Consider the following 22,650-nt stretch of genomic DNA (forward strand, 5'->3'; position numbering starts at 1 on the left):
GATGACGGGGGAGGAGAAAATCACGCCGCTTGTTTGCCGAACTCGCGCTCGATCTCGCCGTAGGCCCAGTCGAGCCACGGCAGCAGGGCTTCGAGGTCGCTCTTCTCGACCGTGGCGCCGCACCAGATGCGCAGGCCCGGCGGGGCGTCGCGGTAGGAGCCGACGTCGTAGCCCGCCTTCTCGGTCTCGAGCAGGTCGGCCATCTTCTTGGCCGCCGCCGCCTGCTTGTCGGCCGGCAGAGCGGTGAACCATGGCGCGGAAATGACGAGGCACACCGAGGTGTTGGAGCGCACGGTCTTGTCGGCCGCGAGGAAGGCGGCCCACTTTCGGTCCGCCACGAACTTTTCGAGCACGCCGAGGTTGGCCTCGGAGCGCGCCATCAGGCCCTTCAGCCCGCCGACGCTCTCGCCCCAGCGCAGGCCGTCGATCGCGTCTTCGACGCAAAGCATCGACGGCGTGTTGATCGTCTCGCCCTTGAAGATGCCTTCGGAGAACTTGCCGCCCGAGGTCAGGCGGAAGATCTTCGGCATCGGCCAGGCCGGCGTGTAGCTCTCCAGGCGCTTTACCGCGCGCGGGCTCAGCACCAGCATGCCGTGCGCGCCCTCGCCGCCCATCACCTTCTGCCAGGACCAGGTGACGACATCGAGCTTCTGCCACGGCAGGTCCATGGCGAAGACGGCCGAAGTCGCGTCGCAGATCGCAAGACCTTCGCGGTCGTCGGCGATCCAGTCGCCGTTCGGCACCTTCACGCCGGAGGTCGTGCCGTTCCAGGTGAAGACGACATCGTGCGTCCAGTCGACCGCCTTGAGGTCGGCGATCTGGCCATACGGCGCCTTCAGCGTGCGCACGTCCTTGAGCTTGAGCTGCTTCACGACGTCCGTGACCCAGCCTTCGCCGAAGCTTTCCCAGGTCAGCATGTCGACCGGCCGCGCACCGAGCAGCGACCACAGCGCCATCTCGACCGCGCCGGTATCCGACGCCGGCACGATGGCGATGCGATAGTCCGCCGGAATGCCCAGTACACTGCGCGTGCGATCGACCGCTTCGACAATCTTCTTCTTGCCGAGCTTGGATCGGTGGGACCGCCCTGTGGCGGCATCGTTGAGAGCTTGGGGCGTCCAGCCAGGACGCTTGGCGCAGGGTCCGGATGAAAAATCGGGACGCGCCGGACGCATGTTCGGCTTAGTCATCATAACCTCTCCCTTACAGAAGAGCTGCACTCCGGTGGGGGAGCGTGGCCCGGCGCCGATATACGGGGAGAGGCGCGTTCCGTCAATGTGGGGCGATTGTCGCAAGCCCGATTTTCTGGACTGCTCCAAGAACGTTTCGGCGCGATTGCCCGTTAGAGCCTTTTCATCATCTGAACGATCGAGTCGGCGGCCTGGTCGGGTGTCGTTGCTCCAGTATCGATGCGCATCGCCGGCTGCGGCATGGCCTGCATGCAAGTGTCCATAGAGCTTCGCAGGTCGCGAAGGATCTCCGTGGATCGAAGCTTGCCGAAAGCACCGCGATCGGGGGCAACGAGGCGGCGTTCCTGCTCCTCCGGCCCTACATCCAACGCCACATAGGTCACTTCACCGCCAGCCGCTTCAACCAAACGAGAGATGCGATCCGGGAAGTCGTTGGCGACGGTAGGTTCCGGAGCGAAGGTGAAGACAAGGGATCGCCCCGTCCTGGCCGCTGTCGAGATTGTTTCGATCCAGAAGCGTTCGCGTAAGTCGATGAACTCCTGCGAGCCGAACGGGAATACCGCGGCAACGGCATCGACGATCAGATGATTGTGGAACAGCGACAGGCCGGTTCGTTCAGCGACGAGCCGGGCAATGGTCAGCTTTCCCGACGCAACAGGACCATAGATGAAGAGCAAACGCATGATGCGACTGCCTACATCTTCCGCCCTTGCACTTCCACTCCTTCAAATGTCAGCCGACACCATTCGATGAACGCAGCGACTATTGCGCGGCGATGGCGGCGGCGGGCGGCACGTAGACTTCGGCGGGCGCGTTGTCGAGTTCGGCAATCTGGCGGTCGAGTTCGCGTTGCACGTATTGCGCGAACGGACCGAGGTGGAGGTAGAGCACGAGCTGGATCAGGCAGGCTTCCAGCGCCGCCGGATTCTTCTTCGCCACCTCGACGACGGTGCGCCAGAACGGGCGACGAAGCTGCGGGCGCAGGATGTTCATCTGCACCATGATCTTCGCGAGCGCGACGGCCTCGCGCCAGCCGATCTTCTTCGGCGCGCCGTCGCCCAATGTCGGGCGGCGCAGCGCCAGCGCCACGGTACGCACGCGGTCGAAATAGGCGTCGGGCGCATAGACCGAGGCCAGGATCTCGCGATAGTCGGCGAGGATCTCGCGGCGCGGCCGCTTCGGGATGAAGTTGATGCCGGCGGTGCATTGATCGCCGCTGAAGTCGCTCTGGAACGGCAGCAGGCGCTGCTCCTTGTCGAGGCGGCGATGGAGCTGCGTGTTGGGCAGCGCCGTCAGCAGGCCGACCATGGCGGCGGGAATGCTGGTCGCCTCGATGCAGTCGATCATGCCTTCGGCGACATCGCCCTTCTCCGTGTCGAAGCCGACGATGAAACCGGCAATGACGAAGATGCCGGCGGCGTAGATCCTGTGCACGCTCTCGGCCAGGCTGCGCCGCGTGTTCTGCTTCTTGCGCGTCGAGACCAGCGTATCGGTATCGGGACTCTCGATGCCGACGAACACCACGAAGAAGTTGGCGCGCGCCAGCATCTGCAGAAGCTGCGCGTCGTCGGACAGATTGATCGACGCCTCGGTCGAGAACATGAACGGATAGCCGCGCTCGGCCTGCCACTGCTCCAGCAGCGGCAGGAAAAGCTTCAGCGCCTTCTTGTTGCCGATCAGATTGTCGTCGACGAAATCGACATGGCCGCGATGGCCGGTGTCGTAGAGCGCCTGCAGCTCGGCCAGCATCTGCTCGTTGGTCTTGGAGCGCGGCACGCGGCCGTAGAGTTCGATGATGTCGCAGAACTCGCAGTTGAACGGACAGCCGCGCGAGAACTGCACGCCGACATAGAGATAGTCGCGGGCGTTGATCAGGTCGAAGCGCGGCACCGGGCTGGCGGTGACGTCGGCCGTGAACTTCTCCGCCCGGAGCCTGCCTCTGCGCTCGCCGCGATTCCACGCTGCGACGAATTCCGAGATGATGCCCTCGGCCTCGCCCAGCACCAGGAAGTCGGCGGCGTCGTAGATTTCCGGACACGAGGTCGAATCGGGACCGCCCACCACCACGGGCTTGCCCGCCTCCCGGCAGAGCCGGATCACGTCGAGCGCATCGACCCGCTGCGGCAGCATGCCCCCCGTCATCACGACATCGGCCCAGGCGAGATCGGCCGGCTTCAGCGTGCGGACGTTGCGATCGACCAGCCGCATGGTCCATTCCTGCGGCAGCAGCGCCGCCAGGGTCAGGAGCCCGAGCGGCGGCGTCGGACATTGCGCACCGTAGATCTTGCAGGCCGCCCTCAGGCTCCAGAACGAATTCTCGTTGAAGCGAGGGAAGACCATGAGCACTTTCAAGCTCATTCTTCCTCCAGTTTGGTGGAGTAGGTCGCAGGCTTCGAGAGGCGACAGTACAGGCCCGCTGAGACCTCCTCAACCTGCCCCTTGCCGTCCTTCCTGCCGCCCCCTCCTTGCTGCTCCCCATGGCGGCGCCAATCGGCTATCAAGCGGCATCATGACTTCAAACGACAACGACCATCGTGGCCTCCTGCCGGCTGGCCTCGCCGATCTTCTGCCCCCGGATGCGACGCGCGAGGCCCGCGCCATCGACGTCGCCATCGAGCGCTTTGCGGCCTTCGGTTACGAGCGCGTGAAGCCGCCCATGGTCGAATTCGAAGAGTCCCTGCTGGGGGGGCCCGGCGCGGCGCTCGCCTCGCAGACCTTCCGGCTGATGGATCCCGTTTCGCAGCGCATGATGGGCGTGCGGCCCGACATGACCGTGCAGGTGGCGCGCATCGCCGTCACGCGGCTGAAGCACGAGCCGCGGCCGTTGCGCCTCTCCTACGGCGGCAACGTCATCCGCGTGCGCGGCAGCGCCTTGAAGCCCGAACGCCAATTCGCGCAGGTCGGTTCCGAGCTGATCGGTGTCGACAGCGCCGAAGCCGATGCCGAAGCCGTGCTGCTCACGGTCGATGCGCTGCGCGCCATCGGCGTCGCCGAACTTTCGGTGGACCTCAACCTGCCGACCCTGGTGGCCACCGTCGCCGCCGGCCTGAAGCAACCGGCCGAGGCGATGCAGAAACTCCGCCGCGCGCTCGACCGCAAGGACGAAGGCGCCATCGCCAAGGCCTCCACCGACAAGAAGGTGACGGAGATGTTCGCGGGCCTGCTGCGCGCGGCGGGTCCGGCCGATCAGGGCATTGCCCAGCTCGGCAAACTCAAGCTCCCCGCCGCGGCGGCCGCCGAAGCCGCACGGCTTGCCGAGGTGGTGAAGCTCATCCAGGCGGCCGAGCCCGACCTGCCGCTCACCATCGATCCGGTGGAGTATCGCGGCCTCGAATATCAGACCGGCGTTTCCTTCTGCGTGTTCGCGCTGAAGGGGCGCGAGGAACTGGCGCGCGGCGGCCGCTATTCCGCGGGCTATCCCGAAGACGGCGTCAGCGAACCGGCAACCGGCTTCACGCTCTACATGGACGCCGTGCTGGCCGCCTCCGAGGCCCCGCCCGAACGGCCACGCCTCTATGTCGAGTTGGGCACGCCGTGGCGCGACGCGGCCCCGTGGCAGGCCAAGGGCTATGCCGTCGTGCGCGCGGTCTTGGCCGCGCCCGAACCTCGCGCCGAAGCCAAGCGCCTGCGCTGCAGCCACGCCCTGATCGACGGAGACGCGGTGCCGCTGTAGCAGGGCCGGCGACGATCCGAACTTTCGCCTCTGCGCAGGACGATCGAACAAATGATGGCGCAGCGTCGACCCGGCTACACCCGCACGGAAGCCACCATCGCCGCCGCCGCCGATCGCGAGATCGTGCCCGGAATTCTGTTTGCCGCGCTCAACCTCTCCTACGGTTTCGGAGAGGTCCGCAACTATTCGACCGGCCTGTACCTCGATGGATCGGAACTGGCCTTCTCGGCGGCAGCCACCGCCCGGCTTTGGGAGGGCGTCTATCTGGGCGGCGAGGTGCGTTACCGGCGCGGCTTCGATGCCCTCGCCTTCGGGAATCTGACGGGGCAAGCCGTCTTTCTGGGGCCGACCTTCTACGCCACTTTGGGAAAGGGGGTATCCCTGTCCGGCGCCTGGAACATTCAGGCCTGGGGGCAGACGACGGGCCTCGATCCGACGCTGGACGTGGCGCTGTTCCAGCGGCAGATGTTCAAACTCCGCCTCGCCATCGACCTCTAGAGAAACGACGGACCGGGCGGCAAGCCCGCGCGCCTCGGCCGGCGGCAAACCGGCAGCGACCGTGCATGGGCTTGGCTGCGCCAAAAGGCCGGGCCCCCACCCCCTGCGGAGGACGCATTTGACCTCGCCCGAGGCGGGGGGAAGTGCTATCCGACCTCACGCCTCTCCGGCATCGGCCCCGGGGAGGCGTTTTCATGTGTGAAGGGACAGTGGAATGGCCAACGTGGCAGTGATCGGCGCCCAATGGGGCGACGAGGGCAAGGGCAAGATCGTGGATTGGCTCAGCGAGCGCGCCGAGGTGGTGGTGCGTTTCCAGGGTGGCCACAATGCCGGCCATACGCTCGTCATCGGCAACCAGACCTACAAGCTGGCGCTCCTGCCGTCGGGCGTGGTGCGCAAGGGCAAGCTCTCGATCATCGGCAACGGCGTCGTGGTCGATCCCTGGCACTTCCTCGAAGAGGTGAAGAAGGTGACGAGCCAGGGCGTTTCCGTGACGCCCGAGACGCTGAAGATCGCCAACCACGCCGTGCTGATCCTGCCGCTGCACCGCGATCTCGACGGCTGGCGCGAAGACGTGCCCGGCACCATCAAGATCGGCACCACGCGCCGCGGCATCGGCCCGGCCTACGAGGACAAGGTCGGCCGCCGCGCCATCCGCGTCGGCGATCTCGGCGAACCCGAGGTGTTGGAGAAGAAGGTCAACACCCTGCTGGCGCACCACAATGCGCTGCGCCAGGGGCTGGGCCGGCCGACGGTCGACGCCAAGCAGCTCCTCGCCGACCTGATCGAACTCGCGCCCAAGATCCTGCCCTTTGCCGAAGACGTATGGGAGCGGCTCGACGCGCTGCGCGCCGACGGCAAGCGCATCCTGTTCGAGGGCGCGCAGGCCACGATGCTCGACATCGACCACGGCACCTACCCGTTCGTCACCTCGTCGAACACGGTGGCGGCGCAGGCGATGATCGGCTCGGGCATGGGCAACGGCGCCGTGGGCTATGTGCTGGGCATCGCCAAGGCCTACACGACACGCGTCGGCGACGGCCCCTTCCCCACGGAGCTGACCGACGAGATCGGCCAGGGCCTGGGCGACCGCGGCAACGAGTTCGGCACCAACACCGGCCGCCGCCGCCGCTGCGGCTGGTTCGATGCGGTGATGGTGCGCCAGGCGGTGAAGCTGAACGGCATCGACGGCATCGCGCTCACCAAGCTCGACGTGCTGGACGGCATGTCGGAGATCAAGGTCTGCGTCGGCTACGAGCTGGACGGCAAGCGCATCGAGCGCTTTCCCTTCACCATGGGCGCGCAGGCCAAGATCAAGCCGGTCTGGGAAACCTTCGAGGGCTGGAGCGAAAGCACCAGGGGCGCGCGCTCCTTCGCCGAGCTGCCGGCCACTTGCATCAAGTACGTGCGCCGCGTCGAGGAACTGGTCGGCTGCCCGGTAGCGCTGCTCAGCACCAGCCCGGAGCGCGAAGACACGATCCTCATGACCGATCCGTTCCGCGATTAGGCGGGACCGTCACGACCCGGATGGTGCTGGCCCGCTCGATCCAGCGCCATCCGCTCCAACCTTTTTGCATCATATCGAGTCTTCGATGCAGTGATTCCAAGAGAAGATTGCACTGCGTCCACGCGTTGTCCGCTACCTGACGAACCTTGGCATCGAGGCGTGCAAACAAAGCCGCCAGATATGCGTCCGATAGGCTTATTCGTCGGAAGAATCGCTCTCTTCATCGAACGCTGCTCACACCGTGTGATTTTGTCGTGATATCGTCCGCGCGATTTCGGATTACCTCGGAATCGTTGTGTGAGCAGACGGAGCGCTGGATGGCTACTTTCACTGTCGTGAACCTCAATGACAGCGGTGCGGGTTCACTACGAGCAGCCATCGAAGCCTCCAATGCCGAACCAGCCGGCGTCACCAACACCATCGAGTTCGCAGTAACGGGAACGATCGTCCTGGGAAGCGACCTGCCGTCGCTCACCAGGCCGGTGGATATCGTCGCCGGCAACCCGGCCACGGGGAACCCGCCGACCGTCGGGATCGACTTCAACGGCAATGCCGGCCTGGTCTTCGCGGCCGGTTCGGAAGGCTCGGAGCTGGTCGGCCTGTCGCTGGGCAATGCAACCGGCAACGGCGTCACCCTCCATGCCGGCAGCATCACCCTCAACAACAACTATATCGGCCTCGCCCTCGACGGTTCGGCCGCCGGCAACACCGGCGACGGCGTGTTCGTGGCTGCCACCTCGTCCGGCAACAATCTAGGTTTCAACCCCGACGCGGCGACCCTGGCCGAGAGCGGCCAGCCCGCGACCGGCGTGGTGTCCAACGTCATCTCGGCCAACGGCGGCAACGGCATCACGCTGAACGGCGCCGACAACAACGAAATCGTCTCCAACCGGATCGGCACCAGCACCGACGGCAACACCGCGATGGCCAACGGCGGCCACGGCATCTGGCTGACCAACGGCGCGACCGGCAACATGATCGGCGGCGCCGTCGCCGGCAACGACGCCAGCGGCGACCAGAACAACCCGACGGGCAACAAGGGCAACATCGCCGACGTCGTCGTGGTGACGCCGCCGCTCGGCAACCTGGTGTCCGGCAACGGCGGCAACGGCATCCAGATCGACACCGGCTCGAACAGCAACACACTCAGCGGCAACTTCGTCGGCACGACCGCCAACGGCCTCGCCGCCCTCGGCAACACCGGCGACGGCGTCGCCATCCTCGAGTCCGATTCCGTGACCTTGAGCGGCTGCGTCTTCGTCGACAATCCGTTCATCTATTACAACGTCATCGGCGGCAATCTCGGCAACGGCGTCCACGTCACCAATGCCGACAACGTCGTCATCCAGGCCAACTTCCTGGGCCTCGGCGCGGACAACAACACCATCGTCGGCAACCAGCTCGACGGCCTGCTGATCGACGGCAATTCACGCAACACCCAGGTGGGCGGCGTCATCCCGCTCGGCAACGTCATCTCGGGCAACGTCCAGAACGGCATCGAGGTAGCGGACACGGCGAGCGGCTTCAGCACGCTCAATACCTTCGGCGGCACCACGGCATTCTTCGGCGCCGCGCCGAACGGGGCCAACGGCATCCTGGTCACCTCGACCGGCGGCAACCAGACGATCCAGACCAACGTCATCTCGGGCAATACCGGCAACGGCATCGAGATTTCCGGCAACGCCTGGGGCGTCTCCATCGTGCCCAACATCGTCGGCCTCGACACCCGCGGCGACGGCGCCTTCCCCAACGGCGGTTCGGGCATCGTCTTCTCGGGCAATGCGCACGACAATTTCGTGGGCGGCACCGACCTCATCGGCAACCTGTCGGTGATCCGCCAGAACACCGTTTCCGGCAATGCGGGCTACGGCATCGAGATCACCGGCACCGCCTACAACAATGTCATCGCCGACAGCGCCATCGGCACCAACATCCAGGAGCTGGCGGCGATCGCCAACGGCCTGGGCGGCGTGCTGGTATCGAGCACCGGCGTCGGCAACATCGTGGGATCGCCATTGGTCGGCTGGACGCCGCTGCCCTCGCCCGCCGTTTCGTATAACGTCATCAGCGGTAATACCGGCCCCGGCGTCACCCTGGCCGCCGGCACCAACTACAATGCCGTCATCAACAACTATATCGGGCTCAACATCGTGGCCCAGCCGGTGCTGCCGAACGGCGGCGGCGCGATCCAAAACGACGGCGGCGTCAACCTGATCTACGGCAACGGCGCCCACGGGGCGCTGCCCTGGCAGTCGCCGACCGGGCAGCTCGAATCGCTGTTCATCGGCTGGTTCGGCCGCGCCGCCGATCCCGTGGGCTTCCGCCAGGACATGGAAGAGGTGCTGAGCCTGATGCTGGGCGGCGATTCGATTGCCGCGGCGATGCTGAAGGCGTCGGAGGACTTCGCCGCCTCGCCGGCAATCGGCATCTATGCGCCACTGGCCAGCCTGACCACGCCGGTCACGTCGCCCACTCTGGAGCAGATCGCCCTCACCAACGGCTTCATCAACCAGAGCTTCAACAATCTGTTCGGCCGCAACGCCACCACCTCCGAACAGACGATCTGGCGCGAGGCGTTCTTCGACGGCGCCATCCCCTTCGCCAATCTCGTCTACGACATCGCCTCCTCGGCGCAGAACAACGACGTCGTGGCGATGAACGCCAAGATCCTCGCGGCGTCCTATTTCACGACCGCCTTCGCGTCCACGCCGCTCGACCCGCCGAGCCTCGCCGAAATGCAGGGCGCGGTCTCGGGCGTCACCAACGGCACGACGCTGTTCAACTCGCAGGCCGCCACCGACGCCCTGATGAGCGGCACGCACACCCAGGTCGAGTATCAGTCGATCCTCGAGCCCGGCAACATCACCACCGGCGTGCGCGCCAGCCTCGACGGCACCGTCATCCTGACCGGCAGCAAGACCGTGGAAGGCTCCACCGGCACCGAGGCCTATCTTTATCACGGGCCGCTGAACAACACGGCCGCCGGCGAGTTCTACGTGCTCGATCCGACCTTCGCCGGCCAGACCGTGACGACGGCGACCTTCTACGGCCCCGACACGGCGATCTTCACGCCTGGAATCGGCCTCGGCAACGTGCGGGCGGTCGGCAGCTATCAGTATGCCGAGAATCCGGCCGGCGTCTTCAATCACGGCATGATCTACGAGGGCCCGATCACCGGCATCGGCGGGACCTGGACCGAGGTCACCGTTCCCTCGAACGGCGTCAATGTCGTGGGCGGCGTGACGGTGCCCGGCACGGTCGCCAACACGATCCTGCACAGCACGCAGGGCAACCTCGTGGTCGGCAACTACGATATCTCGGGGCCGGGCGGCATCCTGCTCGGCGCCAACGGCTTCATCTACAACATCGCCACCGGCCAATACACGTTGATGAACGTCAACGGCAGCTACGACAACCTGACATCGCTGTACGGCATCTGGCAGAACGGCGTCGGCAGCGACACCTACACCATCGCCGGCGGATCGAAGGACGGCACCGGCCTCAACGCGGCGTTCCTGCAGACCTACAACGCCTCCACCGGCGAATTCTCCAACCTCACCTTCTACAACGGCTTCAACAAGGCCGGTGGCCTGCTCACCCACTTCGAGAACATCACGGCGGTTCCTGGCGGCTTCAATCTGGTCGCCACCACCGACAGCGGCCCTGCCATGGCCGCGATCACGCTCAACCCCGACGGTACGTTCGGCGACGCGGTATGGACTGCCATCCAGCTCCCGGGCAGCGAGCTGCTGACCGGCAACATTGCCTACCAGAACGTGGTCGGCGGCATCTACAACACCGGCGATTCGGATACGGTCGCGACCTATCTGGGCGTCGTGCAGCAGTCCTACGTGAACACCGACGGCGGGCTGATCATGCCCGTCGGCTCGCACGACTTCTCCTACTCGCTGTCGGTCCACGGCAGCATCGGCGCCACGATCACCGGCTCGACGACGGCCGGCAACGTGCTGGGTGGCTCGATCGGCAACGACAAGATCACCGGCACCGCGAGCCTTGTGCTGGCCGACACGATCTATACCGGCGGCGGCGCCGACACGATCATCCTGGCGGCCGGCCACACCGCAAGCACCCGCGTCCAGCTCTTCGCCGGCAACAGCCTCACCAATGCTGACGCCCTGCAGCCGGGTTCGTCGGTGTCGCCGATCACCGGCAGCGTCGTCGATGCCAACGACATCCCGCAGCTCGGCTGGTGGGGCCAGGCGACCGGCCAGCTCGGCGGGCCGGTGACCAATGCCAGCACCAACGGCGGCATGGGCACCGGCACCAGCGCGGACATGACGACGGTCCAGAACTTCGTCGTCGGTTCGGGCGGCTCGGGCGACATGATCGACATCTCGCTGGCCGCCTTCAGCAACCTCATCCGCTCCGCCGACGGCGATGCGCCGCGGCCCGGCGCAGCCATCTTCAGCAACATCGTCGGCCCCGGTGGCACGATCACCGTCGACGACGCCACGGTCATTCGCATCGACAGCCCCGGCGGCTTCGTGGGCGCGGCCGACCTTGCCGCTGCCCTCCAGGCCAACCCCATCACCTTCGCAGGTCCGCAGGACGGGGCGCTGAACCACTATCTCGTCGCCTACCAGGACACCGGCGGCAATGTCCGCATCGCCGACATGAGCATCCAGGGCGGCGGCGGCTCCTTCACGGACACCGCCGGCGGCTCCACGCTCGCGATCTCCGATATGGCGCAGCTCCAGGGCGTCACGCTCTCCTCGCTGCAGACCTCGAACGTCAACCTGCTGGCCGGTACTGCGGTCGAGCATTCGAGCTATCTCGACTTCACGGGCTGGCGCATCAACGACGCGACCAGCGTGATGGATGCCTACGGGCTTGAGGCGAGCGACGTCTCGGAAGCGACGTTCGCCGGCCTCAACGTCGCGCTGATCCTCGACCGCGCCCAGGACCCGACGGCGCTGCTGGCCGAGGACTGGGGCACGCGCCAGCAGACGCTGGCCGAAATGAACGACAACGGTACGCTGTGGACCACCTACGGCGCCGACCAGACGCTCTACAATTCCGTCGTCGAGCAACTGACGACCACTTACGGCCTGACGATCCTCGACGGCACCGATTCGGCGAACAAGGGCGACTATGTCTCCTCCGCCGAGTCGCGGACCATCTGGGTCGAACTCAACACTGCGGAGCAGTTCGCCAGCCTGTTCGGCACGACGCTCTACCAGAGCACGCAGGAGGACAACGAATTCGTCTTCTGGAACGGCGACCTGCTGTTGCCGGAAGAATGGAACATCCAGGGCCTGTGGTTCGACACCGAGAATGTGCCGCCGCCGTCCAACATGACGCCCGGCGTTTCGACGACCTTGCCGCAGGGCGCGCAGAGCCCCGGCAACAATTCGAGCCTGGGCCTCACGCTCTCGCCGCAGCAGATTTCCGAGCTCTACAACTTCCCGCTGGCCGGTCTGGACGTGGAGACCGGCGCGATCGGCCTGATCGAGCCGGGCATCGGTTCGGCTCTGCATCCCAGCCAGACCAAGACGTTCCAGGAATTGCTGACCGAATATCTCGCCTCGGTGGGCCAGACCGGCAACGGCACCGTCTCGGTCCAGGGCGAGAACGGCCAGACCTACAACAGCGGCGCGGGCGAACGTTCGCTCGATGTTGGCGTGGTGGCCAGCATCAATCCGAACAGCGACATCTATCTGTTCAACGGCTCGGGCTACAACGGCAACGCCGACGCCTCGACCTTCACGGCGATCCAGAGCGCGCTGTGGGATCCCGCGCTGACGGCCGCGGTGCTCTCCAGCTCGTTCGGCGACGACCAGAGCATGAGCCCGAACTCGCCCTTCTACGCGGCGTACCGGCAGCTCCAGCTCGACGCGGCATTAAAGAACGTCTCGCTGTTCAACGCGCTGGGCGACGGCGGATCGGGCAACGAGACCGGCAACGGCCTCACCAACCTCTCCTACAACGAGACCAGCCCGTACAACGTGATGGTCGGCGGCACGTCGTTCTCGACCTTCGACGCCGCCGAGAATGACGTCACGCTCAACCCGTCGCTGGTCGCGCCGGCGCTCGCCAACGACCAGGCGACGCTATGGCGGCTGATGGCCGGCGGCCTGACCGCCCTGCCGCAGAACCTCGCCGCGCTGCAGACCTTCGCCGAAACGGTGTGGAACCAGTATTTCGTCGTCGGCAACCACATCACGATCAGCAACTCGCCGTTCGAGGGCGGCTATCTCGTCAACACCACGACCTCCGGCGGCGTCGACCCGACGCAACCGATTCCGGACTATCAGCTTGCCTACGGCCTGCGGCCGGTCACCTCCGACCCGACCGCGCAGACGGGCCGCGGGGCGCCGGACGTTTCGGCCAATGCCGGCGGCAACCTCTCCTACCTCACGCCCAACGCCGACATGGTGGGTACCGGGCCGGACGGCGGCACCAGCGCCGCCACGCCGCTCTGGGCCTCGCTCGGCGTGCAGCTCAACACGATCTTCGCGGATCAGGGGCTGCCCAACCTCGGCTACATGAACGACCTGCTCTACATCGCCTCCGCGATCGCCCCGGCGGCGTTCAACGACATCACCATGGGCAACAACACCTCGTCGTTCACCCTGGGCGGCAGCTACCACTCCAATGGCACCGACCTGACGCCGACCGGCTTCGGCTATTCGGCGATTCCTGGATACGACCTGGCGACCGGCCTCGGCTCGCCCAACGGCGTCCTGCTGGCCCGTGCGCTGACCACCATTGCCCATGCCCAGACCACCTACGCCGACAGTCCCGACATGCTCGACGCCGCGGGCGACGGCTGGGCGAGCGGCGCCAGCCAGAGCCTGCTGTTCCAGACCATGTCCGCCGGCAGCGCGATGGTCGGGCTCGACCTCGGCGGCAGCTCGGTCGATTTCCTGAGCGGCGCCTCCTCCACCTACGCCTGGACCGCGCGGCTGGCGCAGCAATCCCTGCAGGCCGATTTCGATCCCGCCCTGGTGCGGCTGTTCGACAAGGCCGGCCAGGGCGCGGTGATGCAGGCGTCGGTCTCGGCCGGCGAGAGTGTCGGCGTGTCGATCAATGCCTCGGAGGCCGACGCGATCCAGGGCTCGCTGAGCAGCCCCTTTGGCTTCGCCGACTTCGTGACCGGCACGAGCGCCGTGCGTGTGGCACGCCCGGTCGCCGTGGCCGAGACCGTGAACGGCCTCGACGATCAGGTTGCCGTCGTGCGGGTGCGCCAGAACGGCGAGGACAAGCTGTCCCTCAGCCTCTACCGGGTCGACGATCTCTCTGGAACGATCGGCGGACTGGCGCCGGGTGACGCGGGCTATGCCGCCGCCGCCCAGGGCCGCGCCTACCAGTTCACGAGCGGCGGAAATGCGCTGGCCGGACCGGGCTACGGCAACTACACCCAGGCCGGGCTGAGCAATGTCGACTCCGGCGACCTGATCGCCATGCAGCTCACCAACCAGACGTCCGGCTCGACCTTCTGGGCATTTTCCCAGGCCAACGAGAGCGCCGGCGGCCAGAACGTCAACCACGTCTGGAACTACGGCCTCAACACATGGGGCTGGGAGGACGTGCGTGGCGGCGGCGACCACGACTACAACGACCTGCTGGTGCAGCTCGACTTCACCAGCTCCTACGGGAACGGCTGGCTGGTGTGACCGTCACGCTGGCCTGTACCGGAGAGCCGGTTCGGGCTATCTGATCGGTCAGTGGAGTATCTCAAGGAATTGGTGAACCGGGCCGGCCTCGGCGCCTGGGAAACGTGGAGCACGCAGTATCGCGTGCTCGCCGTCGTCGTGGGCCTGCTGGTCGCCTACTGGGCCCTGCGGATCGTCCTGCCGACAGTGCTGCGCATCCTGCGGCCCGTCATTTTCCTCGGCTTCGTCTTCATTGCCGTCTGGGCGCTGTTTCCTACCGAGACCTGCTCCTTCGAGATCCTCTCGAAGGTGCCGGTCCTCTGCGCCAAGCAGTAGCGGCCGGCCCGGCCCTTCAGCGGGCCATGAGCTCGTCGAAGCGATCCAGATAGTCGCGGGCGTGCGCCTTGTAGTCGGCGCCGGGCACATGCAGGTGCGCGTCCGACACCATCGCCCACATCGCCTCGCGCAGGGCGCTCGCCGCCTTCATGGCCTCGAAGGAGCGGCGGACCGCCGGCGTCGCCCCGCCCTCGAAGTAGGCGTCGAGCAGGGCCGTGTCGTCGGCTTCGGTGAAGGCGCCGTTGGACGAGAGGTTGGCGAGATCGAACAGGGGCGTACCGAAGCCGCCATATTCCCAGTCGATCAACCAGAGCCGCTTGCCGTCGTCCATCACGTTGCCCGGCAGCAGGTCGTGATGACCGAATACGACCGGCATCGGCGCCTGCCGGTGCTCCAGCCGCTCGGCCGCTTCTAGGTAGCGCGGCAGATCGGGCGCGAACGGGCTCTCCGCCACCGCGATGGAGCGGGCATAGTCGCGGATCACGCGGAAGACGGAGAAGAAGTTGGGCGGTCCGGCGATGTGTCGGCCGACCTCGCGATGGCAGCGCTTCAGGAGCGGCGCCAGGCGGCCGATGTCGGCGCGCAGGTCGGCCTCGGTGAAGGTCCGCGCATCGAGGTGGCGCATCACCATCAGGCTCGGTTCGAGATGGACGATTTCGGGCGACAGGCCCGCCGCATGGGCCGCCTTGGACGCGGCGCGCTCTCGGTCGCGGAAGACGTGGTGGACGGGAATGTCCTCGCCGCAGCGCACGACGAACTTTTCGCGGCCGTCATCCGCAACATAGGAGATGTTCGTCAGGCCGCCGGTCAGGAGCGAGAGCGCGACCGGCCCGCGCCAGCACGGCAGGCGCTCGATCCTCCGCTCCAGGTCTTCCTCCGGCTTTCGCATCGCGGCGTCGCCTTTCACCAGCCTGCACGGGATCATTCCACGGCCTGCACGCCCGCGCTACGGTCGCCCCCGAATTGAAGAAGGAGCAGGCCCCCATGCCCGACGCACGCGTCACCAACACCATCACCGGCCGCGACGCCTTTCTGCGCGTGCTGAAGGACGAAGGCGTCTCCAAGATGTTCGGCAATCCCGGCACGACCGAACTGCCGATCATGCATGCGCTCTCCTCGGCGCCGGAGATGGGCTATGTGCTCGGCCTGCAGGAAGCCATCGTGATCGCCATGGCCGACGGCTATGCCCGCGCCTCGGGCAAGCTGGTCTCTTGCAACGTCCATGTCGCGCCGGGTCTCGGCAACGCCATCGGCTCGATCTACACCTCGTTCATGTCGGGCACGCCGATGATCGTGACCGCCGGCCAGCAGGAACAGGGCCACGGCCTCACCGAGCCTCTGCTCTACGCGCCGCTGGTGCCGATTGCCCAGCCGGTCGTGAAGTGGGCCACCGAGGTCAACCGCATCGAGGACCTGCCGCGCATCCTGCGCCGCGCGGCCAAGGTCGCGACCACCGAGCCGACCGGCCCGGTCTTCATCTCGCTGCCGGGTGACATCCTGAACAACGAAGCCGCCATCGACATGGGCGAAGTGACCCGCGTCGACACCGCGGTACGTCCGAGCGACGCCGCGCTCGACCAGCTCGCCCGCCGCCTGCTCGCGGCCAGGAAGCCGGTGATCCTGGCCGGCCACGAGATCGCGACGTCTGATGCCTTCGCCGAGGCCGCGGCGCTCGCCGAGGCGCTGGGCGCGCCGGTACTGCAGCAGACCGTGGCCTGGGGCGCGCATTTCCCGTCGGAGCATCCCGCCTATCTCGGCGCGCTGAACCGCGACCAGAAGCATGTGCGCCGCGTGCTGTCCGACTACGACTTCATGCTCTGCGTCGGCGCCGACCTTTTGAAGATGTCGGTGTGGAGCGAGACCGAGCCGCTGCCCGAGACCACCAAGGTGGCGATGATCGGCCAGCGTGACTGGGAGATGGGCAAGAACTTCCCGGCCGAGATCGCGCTGCGCGCCGACGTGAAGGAAACGCTGAAAGCCCTCGTGCCGCTCCTGAAGAAGCTGGGCGGCACGGCGCTCGCCGACCGCGCCAAGGGATCGCTCGCCGAGATCGCGCCGCGCAACTGGAGCGCCCAGCGCGCGCAGCGCAAGGCCAAGCTCACCGCTCCTGCCGCCACCGACAAGCCGCTGCCGGCCGAATGGGTGATGATGCGCCTGAGCGAGAAGCTGCCCAAGGACGCCATCGTGGTCGAGGAAGGCCTCACCAGCACGACGACCTTGCCGAGCTACTTCCCCTTCCGCGACCGCAACAGCTTCTTCGGCAATGTCAGCGGCGGCATCGGCTGGGGCATCGCCGCCGCGGTCGGCGTGCAGATCGCCGAGCCCAAGCGCCGCGTCGTCGCGGTGATCGGCGACGGCAGCGCCATGTACTCCATCACCGCGCTGTGGAGTGCGGCCAACCAGAAGCTGCCGGTGATCTTCCTGATCACCAACAACGAGGGCTACCAGATCCTCAAGAACCGCCTGAAGCTGTTCCACGGCAACGACACGCCGATCGGCATGGATTTCAACGATCCGCCGATGAACATCACCGCCATTGCCCAGGGCTTCGGCGTCGCGGCAGAACGGGTCGACACGACCGCCGGCTTCGACGCCGCCCTCGACAAGGCGCTCGCCCGCACCGACGGCCCGACCTTGATCGAGGTGATGGTGAAGAAGGCTTGATACTGACTTCATGTCATCCTGAGCGTTAGCGAAGGATCTCATGCCAGTTGCCTCACCGACGGCAGGCGGCGATGAGATCCTTCGCTTCGCTCAGGATGACAATGAGGTCCGCGGCTAATCCGCCGCCTTCTCCTGCTTCTTGATCGCGGGCATCAGGCCGGTCGGGTCGATCAGCTTGCCGTGCACCAGCATGTTATGGGTGTGCGCGAGATGATGGAGCGCGAATGACGTCTGCATGGCGCTCACCCGGCCCTGCGCATCCTGGGCGGCATTCACGGCCTGCTTGACGAGCTTCAGCGCAAACAGCGGCTTCTGCGCGATGCGCTCCGCCATCGCGAGGCCGAACGTCTGCAACTCGGCTCGCGGCACGACGTGGTTCACCATGCCGACGCGATGAGCCTCTTGCGCGGTGAGCCAATCGGCCGTGAACAGGAACTCCTTGGCCTTGCGCACGCCCATCTCCCAGGGGTGGGCGAAGAACTCTGCGCCGCCCACGCCCATTGCCACCGTGTGGTCGAGGAACTCCGCATCCTCGGCCGCGACGATGAGATCGCAGGGCCACATCAGCATCAGGCCGCCGGCGATCACCTTGCCATGCACCAGCGCCAGCGTCGGCTTGGGAATGTTGCGCCAGCGTTCGCAGAAGCCAACGTAGATTTCCTGCTCGCGGGCATACTGCGCTTCGGCGCCGGGCTTGCCGAAGCCGCCCCAGGTGCCGACCGTCTCGTGCTTGGCCATGTTGCCGTGGCCGTCGACCTCGCGCAGGTCGTGACCCGAAGAGAAATGCGGACCGTTGGCCGAAAGCACGATCACCTTCACGCTGTCGTCGAGCGACGCGCGGTCGAAGGCCTCGTTCAGCGCATAGAGGAAAGCCGTGTCCTGGGCATTGCGCGTGTCGGCGCGGTTGAGGACGATGTGCGCAATGCCGGGCTTCGGCACGTCATACAGGATCGGATCGGTCATCTCTTCCTCCCGCGAACCAGGGTTGTTTTCGTTATGCCCACAGTAAAGCACACCTTCGTCGAGACACGCGGTTTCACCACTCACCTTGCGGAAGCCGGGCACGGCGCCCCGCTCCTCCTCCTGCACGGCTGGCCGGAGTTCTGGGCGACCTGGGAGCCGATGTTCGAGCGCCTGGCCGATCGCTGGCGCCTGATCGCGCCCGACTTCCGCGGCTTCGGCGACAGCGAGAATCCGGCATCAGGTCCCTCGGATCAGGCAGGACCAGACATCCTGGCCGACGATATCGCCGCGCTGATGGACAGGCTCGGAATCGCCAAGGCAGGCTTCGTCGGCCACGATGTCGGCGCCTTCGTCATGCAACGCTTGGCGCTGCGTCATCCCGACAGGGTCGCCGGGCTTTTCTTCTTCAACTGCGGCACGCATGGCGTCGGGGCGCGCTGGCGCGATCCCGCACAGATCAACGAGATCTGGTACCAGACCTTCCATCAGATGCCGTTTGCGTCCGCCATCGTCGGCGCTTCGCGCGAAACCTGCCGTGCCTACTTCCGGCATTTCCTCACGCACTGGTGCCATCGCAAGGATACCTTCGACGCCGTACTCGAACGCTGGGTCGATAACTTCCTGCGCCCCGGCAACCTGCAGGGCGGCTTCAATTGGTACATCTCGCAGAATGCCGGAAGGCTCGCGGTGATGTCCGGCACCGCGCCCAAGCCGCCCAAGATCACCCAGCCCGCGCGGGTGCTGTGGGGACGGCACGATCCCGTGCTGAAGTCGGCCTGGATCGACGTCGTGCCGGAGTATTTCGAGAATGTGGAGGCCAGCATCGCCGAGGAGGCCGGCCACTTCGTCCACTACGAGAGGCCCGATCTCGCCGCAGCAGAGATCGGGCGCTTCTTCGAGCGGATCGGCTACCGCTGAGGCGCTATTCCGCCGCCTGCGCGCGGGCGGGTTTGGCGAGTTCCTCGGCGATCTGGACCGCGTTCCATGCCGCACCCTTCAGGAGCTGATCGCCCGCGGCGAACAGCACGAGGCCGTTGGGGTTCGAGAGATCGCGGCGGATGCGTCCGACATGGATGTCGAGATCGCCACTGGCTTCAAGCGGCATCGGGAAGTGATTGGCGGCGGCATCGTCCACCACCTTCACGCCCGGCGCCTTCTCCAGCAACGCACGCGCCTCGGCAGGCGAGAGCGGCTTCTCGAGTTCCAGGGTGATCGCTTCCGAGTGCGCGCGCAGCACCGGCACGCGGATGCAGGTCGGCGTGATCGGGAGGTCGGGCATGTGGAACATCTTCCGCATCTCCTCGACCACCTTGTTCTCTTCCTCGTTGTAGCCGTTCTCGGCCACCTTGGTGTTGTGCGAGAAGACGTTGAAGGCGATCTGGTGCGGGAACACCGAACGCGTGATCTCCTTGCCCTCGCCGTACTGGCGCACCTGGTCTTCGAGCTCCTGCATCGCCGCGGCGCCCGCGCCCGAGGCCGACTGGTAGGTCGCGACCACGATGCGCTTGATGCCGGCGGCCTGATGGATCGGCCACACCGCCGTGGCGAGGATCGCCGCCGTGCAGTTGGGGTTGGCGATCACGCCCTTGTGCTGCGCGAGATCGCCCGCGTTCACTTCCGGCACGACCAGCGGCGTGTTGGGGTCCATACGAAACGCCGACGAATTGTCGATCACGACCGCGCCCGCCGCCTTGGCGGCCGGCACGAACTCGCGGCTGCGCGTGGCGCCGGCGCTGAAGAAGGCGATGTCCACGCCCTTGAAGGCGTCCGCAGTCAGTTCCTCGACCGGCCAGGTTTTGCCTTTGAACTCGAGCGTCTTGCCGACCGAGCGGGCCGAGGCGAGCAGCTTGAGGGAGGCAACGGGGAAGTTCCGTCGCTCGAGGACGCGGAGGATTTCGACACCCACCGCGCCCGTGGCGCCGACAATGGCGATGTTTTGAGCGTTCATGGCGCAACAATACAGGACCGCCCTCGAGGCCGGAACGAGGCAGCCCGCCGCGCCTTCAGTGTTCTTTCTCATCGCAGGCATGAGCCCCGTTGGGCCGGCCACCAGATATGCGGCCCCGGGCCCTTCCCGCCCCAACGAAAAGGGCCGGCCCCCCGAGGAGGCCGGCCCTTCCTTTTCGTGTCCTGGTCCGAAGCGCCTACCGCGCGCCGGCCGCCTCGACGGCGGGCCGGGTCGGCGGCCGCTGCGCAGCCTCGACCACCATGTTCTTCATGGCCTTCTGCAGCTTGTCGAAGGCGCGCACCTCGATCTGGCGCACGCGCTCGCGGCTGATGCCGTACTTGGAGCTCAGGTCCTCGAGCGTCTTGGGCTCGTCGACCAGACGGCGCTCCACGATGATGTGGCGCTCGCGGTCGGTGAGCTGCTTCAGAGCCGCGGCCAGCATGTGCTTGCGCTGGTTCAGCTCCTGGCTCTCGCCGAGGCGCGCTTCCTGGTTGGGCGAGTCATCGACCAGCCAGTCCTGCCACTCCATGTCGCCTTCCGCCTTCACCGGGGCGTTGAGCGACGAGTCCGGGGCGGCGAGGCGGCGGTTCATGTTCACCACCTCCTCCTCGGGCACGCCGAGGCGGGTGGCGATCTTCGTCACCTGCTCGGGCGACAGGTCGCCCTCCTCGATGGCCTGCATCTGGCCCTTCAGCTTGCGCAGGTTGAAGAACAGCTTCTTCTGCGCCGCCGTCGTACCCATCTTCACCAGCGACCAGCTGTGCAGGATGTATTCCTGGATCGAGGCACGGATCCACCACATGGCATAGGTGGCCAGGCGGAAGCCGCGGTCCGGATCGAACCGCTTGACCGCCTGCATCATGCCGACATTGCCCTCGGAGATCAGCTCGGCCACCGGCAGGCCGTAGCCGCGATAGCCCATGGCGATCTTGGCGACGAGACGCAGATGACTTGTGACGAGCTTATGGGCGGCTTTCGAATCGCCGTGCTCGCGCCAGCGCTTGGCCAGCATGAATTCTTCCTGGGGCTCCAGCAGCGGAAACTTCCGAATCTCAGACAGGTACCGGCTGAGATTGCCCTCGGGCGTCAGCGAAGACGGCAGGGCGGGAAGGTTAGCAGTGGCTGCACTCATGGCTACTCCCCCTTTCATAGGCAGTACGGTCGGTGAACGAGCATTTAGCACTCTCGTCCCCCGACTGCTAAATCCGACTATATTAGTCGGATAGCTCCTCGGTCAATCTAAATCCGACTAATCCACTCGGACTTTGGGGATTTACTTAACGCTGTTCAGTGATTGCACCAACTTGCTGAAATCTTGAGGCAATTCTGTGGCGAAGCGCATTTCCTCGCCGGTCGTAGGATGTCGGAATTCCAGGACAGCCGCATGGAGCGCCTGTCTCGCGAAATCCACCAACGCAGCGGGCGCCTTCGCGTTGCGGCTCTTGCGGCCATAGACTGGATCGCCGACGACCGGGCAGCCGAGGTGGGCCAAGTGCACGCGAACTTGATGAGTGCGGCCCGTCCCCAGCCTGGCCCCGACCAGGCTGGCGATCGGATGGAGGGGCGGGCCGAAGCGCTTCTCGATCCAGTAGTCGGTGATGGCATTGCGGCCGCTGCTCTTGCGGACCGCCATGCGCTTGCGGTCCACGGGGTGGCGGCCGATGGCCGCCTCGACCCTGCCCCGGTCGGCCTTGGGGGCGCCCCAGACCAGCGCCTGATAGATGCGCGTGAGGTCGTGGGCGGCAAAGAGTTTCGAGAGAGCCACATGGGTGCGGTCGTTCTTGGCCACCACCATGACGCCCGACGTATCCTTGTCGAGCCGATGCACGATCCCTGGCCGACGCACGCCGCCAATGCCCGAGAGGCTGTTCCCGCAATGGGCCAGCAGGGCATTCACCAGGGTACTGTCCGGGTTGCCCGGCGCCGGATGGACCACCATCCCTGCCGGCTTGTTCAGGACCAGCAGGTCCCCGTCCTCGTAAAGGATGTCGAGCGCCAGCGCCTGAGGCACCGGCTCCGCCGGTTCGGGCTCCGGAATATCGACCTCGAAACGCTCGCCCGTTTTGACCTTGCGGGACGGCTCTTCTATCGTCTGCCCTCCCGCCAGCGCTACCCGGCGGCCCTCGATCAGCGCCTTTACGCGGCTTCGCGTGAGGGCCGGCAAGGCAGCCGCCAGCGCGCGGTCCAGCCGCTCGCCGGCAGCACTCTCGTCGATGGTCACGAAGTGGCGCCCCGCGTTGATCGTCACGTGTCGC

15 protein-coding genes are annotated in these 22,650 nt (G+C 66.3%); 7 read left to right on the plus strand and 8 right to left on the minus strand.

The window, feature by feature from the left end; all coding sequences use genetic code 11:
• Window positions 1-20: 20 nt before the first annotated feature.
• From BN60_RS13865 to BN60_RS13875, 3 genes are all read right to left on the minus strand, one after another.
• Window positions 21-1,193 carry a phosphoserine transaminase gene (locus tag BN60_RS13865; protein WP_020696678.1) on the minus strand — a complete coding sequence of 391 codons (1,173 nt, stop codon included), beginning with the start codon at window positions 1,191-1,193 and terminating at the stop codon, window positions 21-23.
• 149 nt (window positions 1,194-1,342) lie between these two features.
• Entirely contained in the window at window positions 1,343-1,873 is a 531-nt protein-coding gene (locus BN60_RS13870) for a P-loop nucleotide/nucleoside kinase family protein (RefSeq protein ID WP_020696679.1), read from the minus strand.
• A 79-nt stretch (window positions 1,874-1,952) separates the two neighbouring features.
• On the minus strand, window positions 1,953-3,548 hold the full coding sequence (locus BN60_RS13875) for a B12-binding domain-containing radical SAM protein (protein WP_020696680.1): 1,596 nt from the start codon (window positions 3,546-3,548) through the stop codon (window positions 1,953-1,955).
• A 151-nt stretch (window positions 3,549-3,699) separates the two neighbouring features.
• On the opposite strand from BN60_RS13875, the gene BN60_RS13880 reads away from it, so the two are divergent.
• The 5 genes from BN60_RS13880 (at window position 3,700) to BN60_RS13900 (ending at window position 14,820) form a co-directional block, all read left to right on the plus strand.
• Entirely contained in the window at window positions 3,700-4,863 is a 1,164-nt protein-coding gene (locus BN60_RS13880; RefSeq protein ID WP_020696681.1) for an ATP phosphoribosyltransferase regulatory subunit, read from the plus strand.
• 51 nt (window positions 4,864-4,914) lie between these two features.
• Window positions 4,915-5,361: a hypothetical protein gene (locus BN60_RS13885; protein ID WP_020696682.1), complete on the plus strand. Its 447-nt coding sequence runs from the start codon at window positions 4,915-4,917 to the stop codon at window positions 5,359-5,361.
• A gap of 214 nt (window positions 5,362-5,575) precedes the next feature.
• Window positions 5,576-6,868, plus strand: coding sequence for an adenylosuccinate synthase (locus BN60_RS13890; protein ID WP_020696683.1), 1,293 nt, complete (start codon window positions 5,576-5,578; stop codon window positions 6,866-6,868).
• Between the two features lie 317 nt (window positions 6,869-7,185).
• Window positions 7,186-14,505, plus strand: a complete 7,320-nt coding sequence (locus BN60_RS13895; protein WP_020696684.1) for a DUF4114 domain-containing protein — start codon at window positions 7,186-7,188, stop codon at window positions 14,503-14,505.
• A 51-nt stretch (window positions 14,506-14,556) separates the two neighbouring features.
• The gene (locus BN60_RS13900; protein WP_020696685.1) at window positions 14,557-14,820 is read left to right on the plus strand and encodes a hypothetical protein; all 264 of its coding nucleotides are present in this window, start codon (window positions 14,557-14,559) and stop codon (window positions 14,818-14,820) included.
• Window positions 14,821-14,836: 16 nt separating this feature from the next.
• Here the strand turns inward: BN60_RS13900 and BN60_RS13905 are convergent, their stop codons facing one another.
• Window positions 14,837-15,745, minus strand: a complete 909-nt coding sequence (locus tag BN60_RS13905) for a choline kinase family protein (protein ID WP_020696686.1) — start codon at window positions 15,743-15,745, stop codon at window positions 14,837-14,839.
• Window positions 15,746-15,804: 59 nt separating this feature from the next.
• Here BN60_RS13905 and BN60_RS13910 point away from each other — a divergent pair, with 59 nt between their 5' ends.
• A complete protein-coding gene (locus tag BN60_RS13910; RefSeq protein WP_020696687.1) occupies window positions 15,805-17,484 on the plus strand; it encodes a thiamine pyrophosphate-binding protein in 1,680 nt (559 codons plus the stop codon).
• Window positions 17,485-17,598: 114 nt separating this feature from the next.
• Here the strand turns inward: BN60_RS13910 and BN60_RS13915 are convergent, their stop codons facing one another.
• A complete protein-coding gene (locus tag BN60_RS13915) occupies window positions 17,599-18,447 on the minus strand; it encodes an enoyl-CoA hydratase (RefSeq protein ID WP_020696688.1) in 849 nt (282 codons plus the stop codon).
• Between the two features lie 33 nt (window positions 18,448-18,480).
• Between BN60_RS13915 and BN60_RS13920 the strand changes: the two genes are divergently transcribed.
• Window positions 18,481-19,365, plus strand: a complete 885-nt coding sequence (locus tag BN60_RS13920; RefSeq protein ID WP_020696689.1) for an alpha/beta fold hydrolase — start codon at window positions 18,481-18,483, stop codon at window positions 19,363-19,365.
• Between the two features lie 4 nt (window positions 19,366-19,369).
• On the opposite strand, the gene BN60_RS13925 is transcribed toward BN60_RS13920, so the two are convergent.
• The 3 genes from BN60_RS13925 to BN60_RS13935 all read right to left on the minus strand — a co-directional run bounded on the left by BN60_RS13925 (window position 19,370) and on the right by BN60_RS13935 (window position 22,643).
• Window positions 19,370-20,395 carry an aspartate-semialdehyde dehydrogenase gene (locus BN60_RS13925; protein ID WP_020696690.1) on the minus strand — a complete coding sequence of 342 codons (1,026 nt, stop codon included), beginning with the start codon at window positions 20,393-20,395 and terminating at the stop codon, window positions 19,370-19,372.
• A 196-nt stretch (window positions 20,396-20,591) separates the two neighbouring features.
• Complete coding sequence (rpoH, locus tag BN60_RS13930; RefSeq protein WP_020696691.1) at window positions 20,592-21,527, minus strand: RNA polymerase sigma factor RpoH; 936 nt, start codon at window positions 21,525-21,527, stop codon at window positions 20,592-20,594.
• 141 nt (window positions 21,528-21,668) lie between these two features.
• On the minus strand, window positions 21,669-22,643 hold the full coding sequence (locus tag BN60_RS13935) for an RluA family pseudouridine synthase (RefSeq protein ID WP_020696692.1): 975 nt from the start codon (window positions 22,641-22,643) through the stop codon (window positions 21,669-21,671).
• Window positions 22,644-22,650 lie beyond the last annotated feature (7 nt).

Origin of the sequence: Reyranella massiliensis 521, assembly GCF_000312425.1 — a bacterium.
GTDB lineage: Bacteria > Pseudomonadota > Alphaproteobacteria > Reyranellales > Reyranellaceae > Reyranella > Reyranella massiliensis.